Origin of the sequence: Craurococcus roseus (assembly GCF_039523795.1) — a bacterium.
GTDB lineage: Bacteria > Pseudomonadota > Alphaproteobacteria > Acetobacterales > Acetobacteraceae > Craurococcus > Craurococcus roseus.
In genome coordinates, this window is record NZ_BAAAFZ010000054.1 from 1 (window position 1) to 13,418 (window position 13,418).

Annotated in this window: 13 protein-coding genes; 10 read left to right on the forward strand and 3 right to left on the reverse strand. The window is 75.2% G+C overall.

What is annotated here, in order from left to right:
* The first annotated feature begins 255 nt into the window (after positions 1 to 255).
* Entirely contained in the window at positions 256 to 1,029 is a 774-nt protein-coding gene (locus ABD067_RS17310; protein ID WP_343896613.1) for a ThiF family adenylyltransferase, read from the forward strand.
* A gap of 133 nt (positions 1,030 to 1,162) precedes the next feature.
* Positions 1,163 to 1,645: a Mov34/MPN/PAD-1 family protein gene (locus ABD067_RS17315; protein ID WP_343896623.1), complete on the forward strand. Its 483-nt coding sequence runs from the start codon at positions 1,163 to 1,165 to the stop codon at positions 1,643 to 1,645.
* A gap of 283 nt (positions 1,646 to 1,928) precedes the next feature.
* Here the strand turns inward: ABD067_RS17315 and ABD067_RS17320 are convergent, their stop codons facing one another.
* Positions 1,929 to 2,438, reverse strand: coding sequence for a MerR family transcriptional regulator (locus ABD067_RS17320; protein ID WP_343896614.1), 510 nt, complete (start codon positions 2,436 to 2,438; stop codon positions 1,929 to 1,931).
* 115 nt (positions 2,439 to 2,553) lie between these two features.
* On the opposite strand from ABD067_RS17320, the gene ABD067_RS17325 reads away from it, so the two are divergent.
* From ABD067_RS17325 to ABD067_RS17350, 6 genes are all read left to right on the forward strand, one after another.
* Positions 2,554 to 4,779: a heavy metal translocating P-type ATPase gene (locus ABD067_RS17325; protein ID WP_408871570.1), complete on the forward strand. Its 2,226-nt coding sequence runs from the start codon at positions 2,554 to 2,556 to the stop codon at positions 4,777 to 4,779.
* A 100-nt stretch (positions 4,780 to 4,879) separates the two neighbouring features.
* Positions 4,880 to 5,275: a hypothetical protein gene (locus ABD067_RS17330; protein WP_343896615.1), complete on the forward strand. Its 396-nt coding sequence runs from the start codon at positions 4,880 to 4,882 to the stop codon at positions 5,273 to 5,275.
* 8 nt (positions 5,276 to 5,283) lie between these two features.
* Positions 5,284 to 5,673: a hypothetical protein gene (locus ABD067_RS17335; protein WP_343896616.1), complete on the forward strand. Its 390-nt coding sequence runs from the start codon at positions 5,284 to 5,286 to the stop codon at positions 5,671 to 5,673.
* A gap of 91 nt (positions 5,674 to 5,764) precedes the next feature.
* Positions 5,765 to 7,162: a TolC family protein gene (locus ABD067_RS17340; RefSeq protein WP_343896617.1), complete on the forward strand. Its 1,398-nt coding sequence runs from the start codon at positions 5,765 to 5,767 to the stop codon at positions 7,160 to 7,162.
* On the forward strand, positions 7,159 to 8,418 hold the full coding sequence (locus ABD067_RS17345; protein WP_343896618.1) for an efflux RND transporter periplasmic adaptor subunit: 1,260 nt from the start codon (positions 7,159 to 7,161) through the stop codon (positions 8,416 to 8,418). The genes ABD067_RS17340 and ABD067_RS17345 overlap by 4 nt, the downstream gene beginning before the upstream one ends.
* A 12-nt stretch (positions 8,419 to 8,430) precedes the next feature.
* Entirely contained in the window at positions 8,431 to 11,721 is a 3,291-nt protein-coding gene (locus tag ABD067_RS17350; RefSeq protein ID WP_343896619.1) for an efflux RND transporter permease subunit, read from the forward strand.
* A gap of 10 nt (positions 11,722 to 11,731) precedes the next feature.
* Here the strand turns inward: ABD067_RS17350 and ABD067_RS17355 are convergent, their stop codons facing one another.
* Positions 11,732 to 11,935: a hypothetical protein gene (locus ABD067_RS17355; RefSeq protein ID WP_343896620.1), complete on the reverse strand. Its 204-nt coding sequence runs from the start codon at positions 11,933 to 11,935 to the stop codon at positions 11,732 to 11,734.
* Here ABD067_RS17355 and ABD067_RS17360 point away from each other — a divergent pair.
* Complete coding sequence (locus ABD067_RS17360) at positions 11,925 to 12,194, forward strand: DUF411 domain-containing protein (protein ID WP_343896621.1); 270 nt, start codon at positions 11,925 to 11,927, stop codon at positions 12,192 to 12,194. The genes ABD067_RS17355 and ABD067_RS17360 overlap by 11 nt on opposite strands.
* A gap of 333 nt (positions 12,195 to 12,527) precedes the next feature.
* Here the strand turns inward: ABD067_RS17360 and ABD067_RS17365 are convergent, their stop codons facing one another.
* The gene (locus ABD067_RS17365; protein WP_343896622.1) at positions 12,528 to 12,758 is read right to left on the reverse strand and encodes a transposase; all 231 of its coding nucleotides are present in this window, start codon (positions 12,756 to 12,758) and stop codon (positions 12,528 to 12,530) included.
* A 28-nt stretch (positions 12,759 to 12,786) separates the two neighbouring features.
* On the opposite strand from ABD067_RS17365, the gene ABD067_RS17370 reads away from it, so the two are divergent.
* Positions 12,787 to 13,161 carry a transposase gene (locus tag ABD067_RS17370; protein WP_408871571.1) on the forward strand — a complete coding sequence of 125 codons (375 nt, stop codon included), beginning with the start codon at positions 12,787 to 12,789 and terminating at the stop codon, positions 13,159 to 13,161.
* Positions 13,162 to 13,418 lie beyond the last annotated feature (257 nt).

Genomic DNA, 13,418 nt, shown 5'->3' on the forward strand with positions numbered 1-13,418 from the left:
TGCCGAAAGCCGACCCAAGCGCCCCAGGGCAGGCCAGGGTTTCAACAGAGCAAGTTCGGCTCGAACGCGCGGCGTCGTGCGGGCGCTGCCGTGGAGTAGGCCTGCCATAACGCGTCCTCCTGCTCGCGCGAGAACCCACCATCACACCTCGGGACTGCACAGCTGGCGGCCGCACAGGCGTCCTTCGGCGAGATCCCGTCCCTGCACGTCGCCGGGCCGAACGGCTGCGTCGGCGCCGATCTGGTGGTGCCGGGCTTGATCCTGAGATCGATCCAGCGCCCGGCCTTCCACGCCAGGGTCATGGACACGCACCGCGACCGGATCGGGCTCCTGCGCTGGTCGGGGCTGCGCATGGACACGGAATTCATGTTCGACCGGGATCTCGGCGGCGCGCCCGGCTTCGCGGCTCGGAACATCGCCTTGGTCGGATGCGGCACGATCGGCGGGCACCTCGCCAAGTTCCTTGGCCAGAGCGGGGCCGGTCACCGCGGGAGGCTGTCGCTGGTGGACCCGGAGAAGCTGGCGCCGGGCAACATCGGGCGCCACTGGCTCGGTCCTCGGCACGTCGGCGCGCCCAAGGCGGAGGCGTGCCGCGACGAGATCAAGGCCGCGTTTCCGCACAGCGACGTCCGCGCCCACGCGTGCAGCATCCTGGAAAAGCTGTTGTTGCTCGCTTCGGCGGACCTGGTGGTGGACGCCACGGGCGAGGAGGCCGTCTCGATCGCCTTGAACCAGCGCCTCGTCGACCGGCGGCCTTCGGGGCCCGCCGCCGTCCACGTCTGGCTGGCCGGCAACGGCGCCGCCGCCCAGTGCCTCTTCGTGGGCCACAAGGGGGAAGAGGCGTGCCTGAAGTGCCTCCGGCCCGCCGGTGCGGCGGCGGCGACGAGGCCGGACTGGCCGCTGGCGCCCGGGGCCGGGCTGCGAGAGGCGCCCGCGGCGTGCGGCGAGGCGGCCTTCGTCCCGTATGGCGTCGCCGCCCCGGCGATCGCGGCGGGCCTGGCACTGAAGGTGTGCCTGGGTTGGGACTGAAGGTGTGCCTGGGTTGGGCGGGCGGGAACACGCATCCGGCGATGCGGACGATCCGCATCGACGCCGCCGCGACGGCGCCGGTCGCCGATTGCGATCCCCGCGCCGAGGCCGGGTGCCCGGCGTGTCGGGGGGCATGACCGCCGTCCGGCGCCGTGTCTTGGTCAGGCCGGACGTCATCCGGTTCCTCGACGCGGAGGCGGGTTCGTGCGCCGGACGGCCGGAGGCCGGTGGGACACTGCTCGGTTCGCGCCGAGGCCCCGACCTGGAGATACTCGGCTGGACCGTCCCCGGGCCCGGCGACGATCGGCGCCCGCACGCCTTCACGAGAGCCGACCCGCGCCACCAAGCCGCGGCGACGGCGGCGTGGAACGCCTCGGGCGGGACCGTGGCCTTCGTCGGCGAGTGGCACACCCATCCCGCTGGCGGCGTCGCGCCGTCGGCGGTGGACCTGCGCACCTGGAAGCGTCTCACCAAGGCGAACGGCCGCCCGATGGCGTTCGCGCTCGTCGCGCCCGGCGAGTGGGGCGTCTTTTTGGCCAGGCCCGGTTTGCCGCGGCCCGTTGTCAGGAGGTCGCGTCCCATCGAACACTCCGGTCTGGGCGTCGTCTTCGCCTGAGGCCACGCCCGCCGCTGTTCGCCGATGCGGCTATGACGGGGCGTTGACCGGCACCAACCCTGGCGCGAGCCGCTAGGTGTCGCCGGGCATCTCCCGACGCTCGGGGCCGTCCTGGTCGCCGCCGGCGTGGTTCCGGTCGGTGCCCGACAGCCCGGCTCGGCCCGTCACCTGCCGGTGCTTCCGGCGAGCCGCCGGCGTGCGCGACCTCCCGCGGAACCGACGTCCATACAAGGCTTGCCCTTCAGGGGACGATCCAACCCACCAGCCCCGGCACCATCAAGCATCAGCCTTCGGCTGGGCGATCCAGGACGGCCGCATGCCCGGCATCCAGGCAGTGCCCGTGGTCGTGGTCGGCCAAGGCGTGCAGGATGCGGCAGTCCGCCGGGGCGCCGCGGCAGCCGTTCCCCACCATGCGCGCCAGCTCGGCACGCAGGACCTCCAGCCGGCGCAGTTTCTCCTCCACCTCGGCCAGCCGGGCGCAGGCGATGCCGTGCGCCGCTTCGCACGACGCCCCGTCCGGCCGGGCGGCCAGGTCCAGCAACTCGCGCACGGCGCCGAGCGGGAAACCGAACTCGCGGGCGTGCCGGATGAAATCGAGGCGCGCGAGGTGCGCCGCGCCGTAGACCCGGTGCCCGCCCGCGGTGCGGGCCGCGGGCGGCAGCATGCCCACCTCCTCGTACCAGCGGACGGTGGTGGCCTTGGTCCCCGTGCGCCGCGCCAAGTCGCCGATCGAGAGGCTCCCGCCCGGCTCCGGCGCCCCGGCCGGGCGGGGCAGGTGGTGCGGTATCGCCATGCGGTTCAGGTGGGGCCGTCGCCGGACGACGGCCAGAGGCGTGGCGACATGGGGGGCTTGAACCTCCAGTGACTGGAAGTCCCATACAGGAGGCGTCGAGCGCGGAGGAGAGAGGATGCGCGACGCCGGCTTGCCCGCGGCCACCCATGGACCGGGCGACGAGGCCGCCTGGACGGTGGAGGGGATGGACTGCCCTTCCTGCGCCGGGAAGATCGAGCGGGCGGTTTCGCGCCTGCCGGGCGTCTCCGATGTCCGGGTGAACATGGCGGCGGAGCGGCTGTCGCTCCGGCTCGGGCCGGATGGCGCCACGGCCGAGGAGGTGGAGCGGGCGGCCGCCGCGGTCGGCCACCCGGCCCGCCGCGCCTGGGCGGCCCCGGCGGGGCCGATCGCGCACGCCCACTCCGGCGCCCACGACCACGGCGACGAGGCCGACGCGGGCCGGCCCTGGTGGGCGACGGGCAAGGCCAGGCTCGCCGGCGGCCTCGGGCTCCTGGTGGCCGCCGCCTGGGGCCTCTCGCACCTGTTCCCGGCCGAGGCCCACTGGCTCTACCTCGGCGCCACCCTCGTGGCGGTGGTGCCCTTCGGCCGGCGCGCGCTCGCGCTCGCCCGGGCCGGGCAGCCCTTCTCCATCGAGACGCTGATGTGCGTCGCCGCCATCGGCGCCGCCGCGATCGGCGCGGCGGAGGAGGCGGCGCTGGTCGTGTTCCTCTTCGCCGTCGGCGAGCTGCTGGAAGGGGTGGCCGCGGGCCGCGCCCGCGCCGGCATCCGCGCCCTGGTCGCCATGATGCCGCGCACGGCGCGGGTGGAGCGGGCGGGCGGCGCCTTCCCCGAGGTGCCGGCCGCGTCGTTGGCGCCCGGCGACGTGGTGCTGGTGCGCCCGGGCGACCGCGTCCCCTGCGACGGCGAGATCCTGGAAGGGCGCTCCGCCCTGGACGAGAGCGCGGTCACCGGCGAGAGCGTCCCCGTGGTCCGCGGCCCGGGCGAACCGGTGGTGGCCGGCAGCGTCAACGCCGACGGCGCGCTGCGCGTGCGGGTCGCCTCCGCGGGCGGGGGCAGCACGCTCGCCCGCATCGCCCGCATGGTGGAGGAGGCCACCGCCTCCCGCGGCCGCGCCCAGCGCTTCATCGAGCGGTTCTCGGCCTGGTGGACGCCGGGCGCCATGGCGGTTTCGGCAATGGTGGTCCTCGCGCCGCCGCTGCTCTTCGGCGGCGACTGGTGGACCTGGCTCTACCGCGGCCTGGCGCTGCTGCTGGTGGCCTGCCCTTGCGCGCTGGTGATCTCGGTGCCCGCGGCCATGGCCGCCGGCTTGTCGGCCGGCGCCCGGCGGGGGCTGCTGGTGAAGGGCGGCGCGGCGCTGGAAGCGATCGGCGGCGCCCGCACCGTCGCCTTCGACAAGACCGGCACCCTCACCGAGGGCAGGCCCCAGGTCACGGACGTGGCGGCCGCCGAGGGCGTTCCCGAGGCCGAGGTCCTGCGCCTCGCCGCCGCCGTGGAGCAGGGCTCCGCCCACCCGCTGGCGCGCGCGATCCTGGACGCCGCGGCCGCGCGCGGCATCGCCCCGCCGCAAGCGACCGAGGGCGCGGCGGTGCCGGGGAAGGCGGTCGTCGCCACCGTGGAGGGGCGTCGCGTCGCGGTCGGCAGCCCGCGCTACGCCGCCGAAGAGGGGGCCGGAGGCCTCCCGGCGGCGCTCGCGGGGCGCGCCGAGGCGCTGGAGGCCGAGGGCAAGACCGCGACGGTGGTGCTGGCCGACGGCCGCCCGCTCGGCCTCATCGCCTTGCGCGACGAGCCGCGGCCGGACGCCGCGGCCGGCATCGCCGCGCTGAAGCGGATGGGCGTCGCGGCGGTGATGCTGACCGGCGACAACGCCCGCACCGGCGCGGCGATCGCGGGCAAGCTCGGGCTCGACGTGAAGGCCGGGCTGCTGCCGGAGGACAAGCTGCGCGAGATCGCGGCGCTGAAGTCCGCCGGCCCGGTCGCCATGGTCGGCGACGGCATCAACGACGCCCCGGCCCTGGCCGCCGCATCGGTCGGCGTCGCCATGGGCGGCGGCACGGAGGCGGCGCTGGAAGCTTCCGACGCGGCCCTGCTGCGCGGGCGCGTCTCCGGGGTGGCCGAGCTGGTCGCCCTGTCGCGCGACACCCTGGCCAACGTGAAGCAGAACGTCGCCGTGGCGGTGGGCCTGAAGCTGGTGTTCCTGGTGACCACGGTGCTCGGGATCACCGGGCTCTGGCCGGCGATCCTGGCCGACACGGGCGCGACCGTGCTGGTCACGCTGAACGCGCTGCGCCTGCTCGCTTGGCGGCCGCCCGGGGCCCTTGCCGGCGAGGCGCCGAACGCGTGAGGGGGAATCCCGACCGCCTGAAGGCGGGACACAGGCCCGGCGGCGATCTCCCTGGCCGCGGTGCGGAGGTTTTGCTTCAATGCCGATGGAGGAGGCTCACGTGCGACGCAGGTTGGTCACCGCTGCCGTGCTGATGGCGATGGCCGCGGCGCCGGGACCGTCCTGGGCGCAGGCCGGCCACGGCCACGCCCACACCGGACAGGAACAGAAGATCGGCGCCTACGAGGTCGGCTTGGTCCTGCGGAGCGGCGAGGCGATCCTGGCGATCACGGACGAGCGCGACCAGCCGGTCGACGCCTCGCGCTTCGGCGCGACCGCGGTGGCGCTGGCCCGCGGCAACGAGCGCCGGACGATGGAATTCCGGCCGGCCGGGGCGAACCGCCTGGTGGCGAAGGTCGATTTCCCCTTCGACGGCAAGTTCCGCGCCACCGTGACCCTCCGCGGGCCGGGCGGCGACCTCGGCCAAGCCCGCTTCAACGTCGATCCGGCGCGCTGAGGCCGGCGGTGGCAGGGCGCGCGGAAGGAAAGGCGGCGGCGCGGGGCGCGGCGGGTTGGCGGGCCTGGACGGCGCGTATCCTGTCCGTCGCCGTCCTGCTCGCGTCCATCCTCGTGCATCCCTGCTCGGAGGCCGCGGCCGGCGACGGCCTCTGGCCCACCGCCGTGGCGGTCGCGGCCGCGGGCGCGGACGGGGGAGGCGGCGGCGCGGGCACGCCCCTGCGCCCGGACGCCACCGTCCACGCGGGCGCGCATTGCGTCTGCCACATGGCGGACCGTTTGGACCCGCCCGAACACGCCGCGCCCGCCGTCTTCGCCGCCGTCGTCCACCCGGACCGCACGGCGCGCGCCCTCGCCTCGCGCGGCGCGGAACCGCCGGCGCGCCCACCGCGGGTCTGACCGAACCGAAGCCGCCGCCGTAGCCGCCGCGCCCGTCACGACCGGGGCCGGCGGCCCGCCCCGCGTTCAGTCCGTCCCTGGTGCCCCGCCGATGCCTTTCCGCCCTATGGCCGCCTTCGCGGCCGCGGCCGTTCTCCTGACCGCCGCCTTGCCCGCGGGGGCGGAAGCGCCCGCCCGCCGCCGCGCGGCGCGGGCGGTGGCCGCTCCCGCCCCGGCCGTGCCGGAGACGCCCGGGGCGGGCGTGCCCGCGGTCGTGGTGGCCTCCCCCGGGCAGGCCGTGGACATTGCCCTCTCCCGCGCGCCGGTGCTGCGCAGCGCCGAGGCGGGCCGCCGGGCCGCGCTGGGCGAACTGGTCCAGGCCGGGCTCCCCCCGAACCCGGAGGCCCGGCTCGACAACCAGAGCTTCGCCGCATCGGGGCCCTACCGGGGCGGAAGTCCCCTCGAGACGGGCGTGGGCCTGTCGCAGCGCATCGAGACCGGCGGCAAGCGGCAGGCGCGCGTCGAAGCGTCCGGCCGCGCCCTGGCGCTGACCGGCCTCGACGCGGAGGCGGTGCGGCTCGACCTCGCCCGCGAGGTGGTGCGCGCCCTCGCCGGGGCGGTGGCGGGCGCCCGGGCGGCGGAGATCTCCCGCGAGCGGGTGCGCCTCGCCGACGAGGTGCTGCGCGCCACGCGCGCCCGCGTCGAGGCCGGGCGCGAGCCCTTCGTGCAGCAGCGCCGCGCGGAGGTGGCGCGGGAGACGGCCGCGGTCGGGTTCGAGCGCTCGCAGCGGGAGGCCGCCGCGGCGCGGCGCGCGCTCGCCGTCCTGCTGGCCGTGCCGCGGGTGGAGGTCGCCGCCGACCGCGCCGCGTGGTTCGACGACCTCGGCCCCCGGCCCGACCCCGCCCGAGCGCCGGCGCTGCCGCCGGGCCAACTCGACCAGGTGCGGCTGGACGCCCTGGTCGACCAGCGCCGGGCCGAGCTGGACCTCCAGCGGCGGATCGCGGTCCCGGACGTGACCGTGAACGGGGCCGTCAGCCGATTCCGCGAGGCCTCCCAGACCGCCGCCGGCACCGCCTTCGTCCTGGGCCTCTCCGTGCCGCTGCCGGTGTTCGACCGCAACCAGGGCAACATCCTCCGCGCCGGCGCCGAGGTGAACCGGGCGGAGGCGGACGCGGAACGCGGGCGGCTCCACCTCGACGCCGCGCTGGCCGACGCCGAACGGCGCCTGGACCAAGCCTGGCGCGCCGCGGACTCGCTGCGCCGCGCCGTCTTGCCGGCCGCCCGGGAGGCGGCGGGCTTCGCGCGCGAGGGCTATGCCGCCGGCAAGTTCTCCCTGCTCGAGGTGCTCGACGCCCAGGGCGCCCTTTCGAACGTGCGCGAGCAGCTCAACGCGGCGCTCCTCGAAGTGCAGCAGGTCCGGGCCGACATCGCCCGGCTGCGGGGGCGCGCGGCCGATCCCGCCCTCGCCGCCGCACCCGTGGGCGCCCCCGTGAGGAGGCCGTCGCCATGAAGCCCTTCCTGGCCTTCCTCGCCGGCGCGGCGCTCGCCCTCGGCGCCACGGTGTTGGCGCCGGCGACACCGGTCGCCCTGCGCTCGGTCCTCGGCTTCTCCCCGCCGGTCCAGGCCGTCGCCCCGGCCCAGGCCGTGCCGCCGAAGACCGGCGGCGGGGGGCACGCCCACGGCTCCGGCGAGGGCCACGGCGACGAAGCCGCCGAAGGCGCCGTGCGGATGACGGAGGAGCAGGTCGCCGCCGCCCGGATCGAGGTGGCCGAGGCGGGCCCCGGCGCGGTCGCGCGGCGCGTTTCCCTGCCCGGGACCGTTGCCGCGAACGCCGACAAGCTGGCCCACGTCCCGGCCCGGGTGGCGGGCATCGTCACGGCCCTGAACAGGCGCCTCGGCGACGCGGCGGCGGCCGGCGAGGTGCTGGCGGTGGTGGAGAGCGCCGAGATCGCCACCACGAAGGGCGAGTACCTCGCGGCGCTCCGCACCACCGAGCTCGCCCGCACCACCTTCGAGCGCGAGCAGCGGCTGTGGCAGCGCAAGGTCTCCGCCGAGCAGGACTTCCTGAAGGCGCGGACCGACTGGGAGGAGGCGCAGATCCGCCTCGACCTCGCCCGCCAGAAGCTGGCCGCCATCGGCCTCGGCCGGGCGGAGATCGAGGCCCTGCCGCGCCAGCCCATCGAGGCGCTGCGGCGCCAGGAGGTGCGGGCGCCGATCGCCGGGAGGATCACCGCACGCCCCAAGTCGCTCGGCGACGCGGTGTCGGCCGAGGCGGAGGTCTACACGCTGGCCGACCTGTCCGCCGTCTGGGTGGAACTGGCGGTGCCCCCCGGCGACCTCGCCTTCGTCAAGGAGGGTTCGACGGTGCGCGTGCGCGGCGAGGGCGGGGCGGAGGGCGTGGGCCGCGTCGTGTTCCTGAGCCCGGTGCTGGACCCGGAAACCCGTTCGGCCCGCGCCGTCGTCGAGCTGCCGAACCCGGACGGGAAATGGAGCCCGGGCGGATTCGCCACCGCGTCCGTCGCCGCCGAGGAGCGGCGGGTGGACGTCCTGGTGCCGCGCGCGGCGGTGCAAGAGGTCGGGGGCGAGAGCGTGGTCTTCGTCCGCACGCCGGAGGGCTTCGAGAAGCGCGAGGTGGTGCTCGGCCGCGGCGACCGGGAAGGCGTCGAGGTGGTCTTCGGCCTCGACCCCGGCGAGCGATACGCCGCCGGCAACGCCTTCGTCCTCAAGGCCGAGCTCGGCAAGTCCGAAGCCGAGCACTCGCACTAGGGAACCGCCGCCGTGATCGCGCGCATCCTCGACTTCTCGGTCGCCCGGCGCTGGCTGGTGCTGCTGCTGGTGGCCGCCGCGGCCGGCCTCGGCCTCCGCTCCTTGCAGAACCTGCCGATCGACGCGGTGCCCGACATCACCAACAACCAGGTCCAGATCAACACGGTGGCGCCGGCGCTCTCGCCGCTCGAGGTCGAGAAGCAGGTGACCTACCCGGTCGAGACCGCCATGGCCGGCATCAAGGGCCTGCGGTCCACCCGGTCGCTCTCGCGCAACGGCTTCAGCCAGGTGGTGGTCATCTTCCGCGACGACGTGGACATCTACTACGCCCGCCAGCAGGTGCTGGAGCGCCTGTCCGAAGCTCGCGGGCTGCTGCCCCCGGGCGTCGAGCCGCGCACGGGGCCGATCTCCACCGGCCTCGGCGAGGTCACCATGTGGACGATCGACTGGGCGCCGCGGCGGGAGGGCGACACGGTCCGCGACGGGCGGCCGGGTTGGCAGGCGGACGGCAGCTACACCACGCCCGACGGGCAGCGCCTGGCGACCGACCTGGAGCGCACGGCGTTCCTCCGCACCCTGCAGGACTGGGTGGTGCGGCCGCAGCTCCGCAACGTGCCCGGCGTCGCCGGCGTGGACTCGATCGGCGGCTTCGTGAAGCACTACCACGTCCAGCCCGACCCGGCGCGGCTGATCGGCCTCGGTCTGTCCTTCGCCGACGTGGCGGAGGCGCTGGAGCGCAACAACGCCAGCCGCGGCGCCGGCTACATCGAGCGCGGGGGCGAGGCCTTCGTCGTCCGCTCCGGCGGCCGGTTGGAGTCGATGGACGACATCCGGAACGTGGTCGTGGCGACCCGGGAAAGCGTCCCCGTGCGGGTGCGCGACGTCGCCCAGGTGCTGGTCGGCCCGGAACTCCGCACCGGCAGCGCCAGCGCGAACGGGCAACAGGTGGTGGTCGGCACCGCCCTGATGCTGATCGGCGAGAACAGCCGCACCGTCGCCGCGGCGGTGGACGCCAAGGTGCGCGAGATCGCCCGCGCGCTGCCCGCCGGCGTCCAGCTCCGCACCGTGCTGGACCGCACCGAGCTGGTGGACGCGACGATCCGGACCGTGGCGAAGAACCTGGCCGAGGGCGCGCTGCTGGTGGTGGCGGTGCTGTTCCTGCTGCTCGGCGACCTGCGCGCGGCGGTGGTCACGGCGCTCGTCATACCCGTGACCATGCTGCTCACCGCCACGGGGATGCTGGAGGCGGGCATCAGCGCCAACCTGATGAGCCTCGGCGCGCTCGACTTCGGCCTGATCGTGGACGGCGCGGTGATCATCGCCGAGAACAGCCTGCGCCACTTGGCGGAGCGGCAGCGCGCCCTCGGCCGGGCGCTCGAACTCCGTGAGCGCCTGGAAACGGTCGCCGCGTCGGCCCGGGAGATGATCCGCCCCTCGGTGTTCGGGCAGGCCATCATCATCCTGGTCTACGTGCCGCTCCTCGCCTTCGAGGGCGTCGAGGGCAAGATGTTCGCGCCCATGGCGCTGACCGTCATCATCGCGCTCGTGGCCGCCTTCGTCCTCTCGCTCACCTTCGTCCCGGCGATGATCGCGCTGGTCGTGGCGGGCAAGGTGAAGGAGCAGGAGGTCTGGCTCGTCCGCGGCCTGAAGCGCGCCTACGCGCCGGCCCTGCGCTTCTCGCTGCGCTTCCCCGTCCCGGTGGCCGGCGCCGCGGCCGCGCTCTTCGCCCTCTCGCTCGTGCTCGGCTCCCGCCTCGGTTCGGAGTTCATCCCGCAGCTCGACGAGGGGAACATCGCCATGCACGCGATCCGCATCCCTTCGACCTCGCTCTCGCAGTCGCAGGCGATGCAGGTGCAGGTCGAGCGCGCCGTCTCCCGCTTCCCGGAGGTCGCGGTCGTGTTCTCCAAGACCGGCACCGCCGAGGTCGCCGCCGACCCGATGCCGGTCAACGTGTCCGACGCCTTCATCATCCTCAAGCCGCGCGGGCAGTGGCCCGACCCGGACCTGCCCAAAGCGGAGCTGGTCCGACGCATCGAGGAGGCGGTGCGGCGCCTGCCCGGCAACAGCTACGAATTCACCCAGCCGATCCAGATGCGGTTCAACGAGCTGCTGGCGGGCACCCGCGGCGACCTCGCGGTGAAGGTCTTCGGCGAGGAGTTCGGGCCGATGCTGGCCGCGGCGAACCAGGTCGCCGGCGCGCTGCGGGGCGTCCCCGGCGCCGAGGACGTGCGGGTGGAGCAGGCGACCGGCCTGCCCTTCCTGGAGATCGCGGTGGACAAGGCGGAGATCGCCCGGCGCGGCCTGAGCCTCGCCGCGGTGCAGGAGGTGGTCGGCACCGCCATCGGCGGGCGCGAGGCCGGCTTCGTGTTCGAAGGCGACCGCCGCTTCCCGATCGTGGTCCGGGTGCCCGAGGCGGTGCGCTCGGACATAGAGGCGCTGCGGAACCTGCCCGTGGCCTTGCCCGGGGTGGGCCGGGCGGGGGGCGCGGCGACGGTGCCGCTGCGCAGCCTCGCCGCCTTCCGCCTCACCGAGGGTCCGAACCAGGTCAGTCGCGAGAACGGCAAGCGCCGCGTGGTGGTGACGGCCAACGTCCGCGGCCGCGACATCGCCTCCGTGGTCGCCGACGCGCAGGCCGCTGTGGCGCGGGGCGTCCGGCTGCCCCCTGGATACTTCATCACCTGGGGCGGGCAGTTCGAGAACCTGGAGGCGGCGCGCAAGCGGCTCCTGGTGGTGGTGCCCGGCTGCTTCCTCCTGATCTTCCTGCTGCTCTACACGGCGCTCGGCTCGCCGCGCGACGCGCTGCTGGTGTTCAGCGCGGTGCCGCTGGCGCTCACGGGCGGGATCGCCACGCTCTGGCTGCGCGGGATGCCGCTCTCGGTGTCGGCCGCGGTCGGCTTCATCGCGCTGTCCGGCGTGGCAGTGCTGAACGGCCTCGTCATGCTGGACCGCGTCAAGCAGCTGCGCGGCGAGGGGTTGGGCCGCGACGAGGCGGTGCGGCAAGGGGCGATGGACCGGCTGCGGCCGGTGGCGATGACGGCGCTGGTCGCCTCGCTCGGCTTCGTGCCGATGGCCATCGCCACCGGGGCGGGCGCGGAGGTGCAGATGCCGATCGCCACCGTGGTCATCGGCGGCTTGGTCACGGCGACGCTGCTGACCCTGGTTGTGCTGCCCGCCCTCTACGCGCGCTTCGGCAGCGCCGACCCCGCGCCGCCAGAAGACGCGGACAGTGCCAAGCCCCGGCCCGTGCCGGGGCCGGAGGAGCAAGCCCGGGCGCACACGCCGGAACCGGCCTCCGCCAAGTAGCGGAGCGGCTTCAGGCCTCGTCCGCCGGGCGTGGCGTTGGCCGCAGCAGCCGCCGCGCACCCTCGGCGAGCCATCCGGCGGCGAGGCCGACGCCCGGGTCGAGAAGGAGCGTGCCGAGCGCGGCGAGCAGCGCGTCGTAGCCCGCGCGATCCTCGGTGATCGGGATCGGCTTGCCGATCGGCGCGCCGGCGCCGGCGAGGCGCGTGCTCGGCATCCCGGCCGACCTGCTTTCGTGCCACGCGGCGGCGGTCGGCGGCTACGCGCCGGAGGGGCACGTGCCCGCCCCCGCGGTCGAACGACTGCTGGCGGAACGCCCCGCCGGCGTCCGCGGCCTCGCGGTGCCCGGCATGCCGATCGGCTCGCCCGGGATGGAGGTGCCGGGGCGGCCCGAGGACGCCTACGACGTGATCGCCTTCTCGGTCGATGCGCCCCACAGGGTCTTCATGCGGTTCCGGGGCGGACGGGAGGCCTGACGCCGGCCGGCCAGGAGTCCCGGTAGTGGCGGAACCGAAGTTCGTTTCAGCGCGTCAGCGCGCGTATTCGATCCTGTTGTAGGATTGCCCCCGACCCGAATGCGACCTCCGTGCCCGCGGCTGAGATGTCCGGTGTTGGTGCGCAAGCGGACACTGCCGGCTAGCAGCCGAGATGGGCGGTTATGAGACCTGTGCGCGGATGGCGCTTGCGCACTGAAAGTTGTTGGTTTTCGGCGACGTCGCCCTTGTTGGCCGCGACCGTTGGCGTTTGCGCCCGCTGACCCGCCCTCCCGGGGGCGCGGCGGGCGGCCGCGGACGGACTCCGGGCGTGGTTCACGCCGATATCGGCTCCAGCAAGCGCCAGCTCCGGCGCAGGTTGTAGGCGATGGCGGTGAGCCGGACCTGGAGCCCGGCCTTGGCAATGCCGAGCCAGCGCATCCGCCGCAGGCCGTAGCAGCGCTTGGCGGTGCCGAACACTTTATCGATGCGGCAGCGGATCCGCCGGACGGCGGCGTTGTGCGCTTCCAGTCGCGCGAGCGCCCCGCCCCACGTGCCCGTGTGCACGACGCGAGGCGTGCCGCCCCGGGCGCGGATGACGGCCTCGGGTCTGCTGCCCGCGCGCTTCCACAGCCCAGGCGCGCTCGCCGCCCATCTCGGCGTCGTCCCGGCCCTGCGCCAGTCGGGCAAGCGCAATCCCGCCCGCGCCGCCGCCACCCGCTTCGGCAACGCCAGGCTGCGCACCGCGCTCTGGATGCCAACCCTCAGCGCCGTCCGCCGCAACCCGTGGCTGCGCGCCTTCTACGAACGCCTCCGAACCGCAGGAAAGCCGCCCAAGCTCGCCCTCTACACCACCGCCAAAAACTCAAGCCCTTCGCCAATACCACAGAGCAGGCGCGGGCGGCGTAGCCCATCCAAAGCGAAGCCGCCCGCGCCTGTGGCGAGGACAGAAAGCCCTTGCGCGACGTGACGGTATCTCACGCCAGGCGAAGAGGTCGCGCTGTTCCCGCCGAGCGCCCTACGGGATGGAACGCGTGTCCGATCAACCCGGCAGCGCGATCGCCACCGCGGCGCCGGCGCCGGCGCCGTCGCCCGCCCGGGCCTGTCCTCTCCGGAGATTTCCAGCGTCGGGCAACCGAGGCCGACTTTCGGCCAGGTCCGGCGGCGTCGCATCCGCCGCTCATCCGATCAGGCCGAGGCTGCGGGCGAGCACATAGGCGGCCACGA

Coding starts and splice junctions, on each gene's coding strand:
- ABD067_RS17325 (WP_408871570.1), top strand. CDS start 2,554: ATGCGCGACGCCGGCTTGCCCGCGGCCACCCATGGACCGGGCGACGAG.
- ABD067_RS17355 (WP_343896620.1), bottom strand. CDS start 11,935: ATGCCGAGCACGCGCCTCGCCGGCGCCGGCGCGCCGATCGGCAAGCCG.
- ABD067_RS17340 (WP_343896617.1), top strand. CDS start 5,765: ATGCCTTTCCGCCCTATGGCCGCCTTCGCGGCCGCGGCCGTTCTCCTG.
- ABD067_RS17370 (WP_408871571.1), top strand. CDS start 12,787: ATGACGGCCTCGGGTCTGCTGCCCGCGCGCTTCCACAGCCCAGGCGCG.
- ABD067_RS17345 (WP_343896618.1), top strand. CDS start 7,159: ATGAAGCCCTTCCTGGCCTTCCTCGCCGGCGCGGCGCTCGCCCTCGGC.
- ABD067_RS17315 (WP_343896623.1), top strand. CDS start 1,163: ATGACCGCCGTCCGGCGCCGTGTCTTGGTCAGGCCGGACGTCATCCGG.
- ABD067_RS17320 (WP_343896614.1), bottom strand. CDS start 2,438: ATGGCGATACCGCACCACCTGCCCCGCCCGGCCGGGGCGCCGGAGCCG.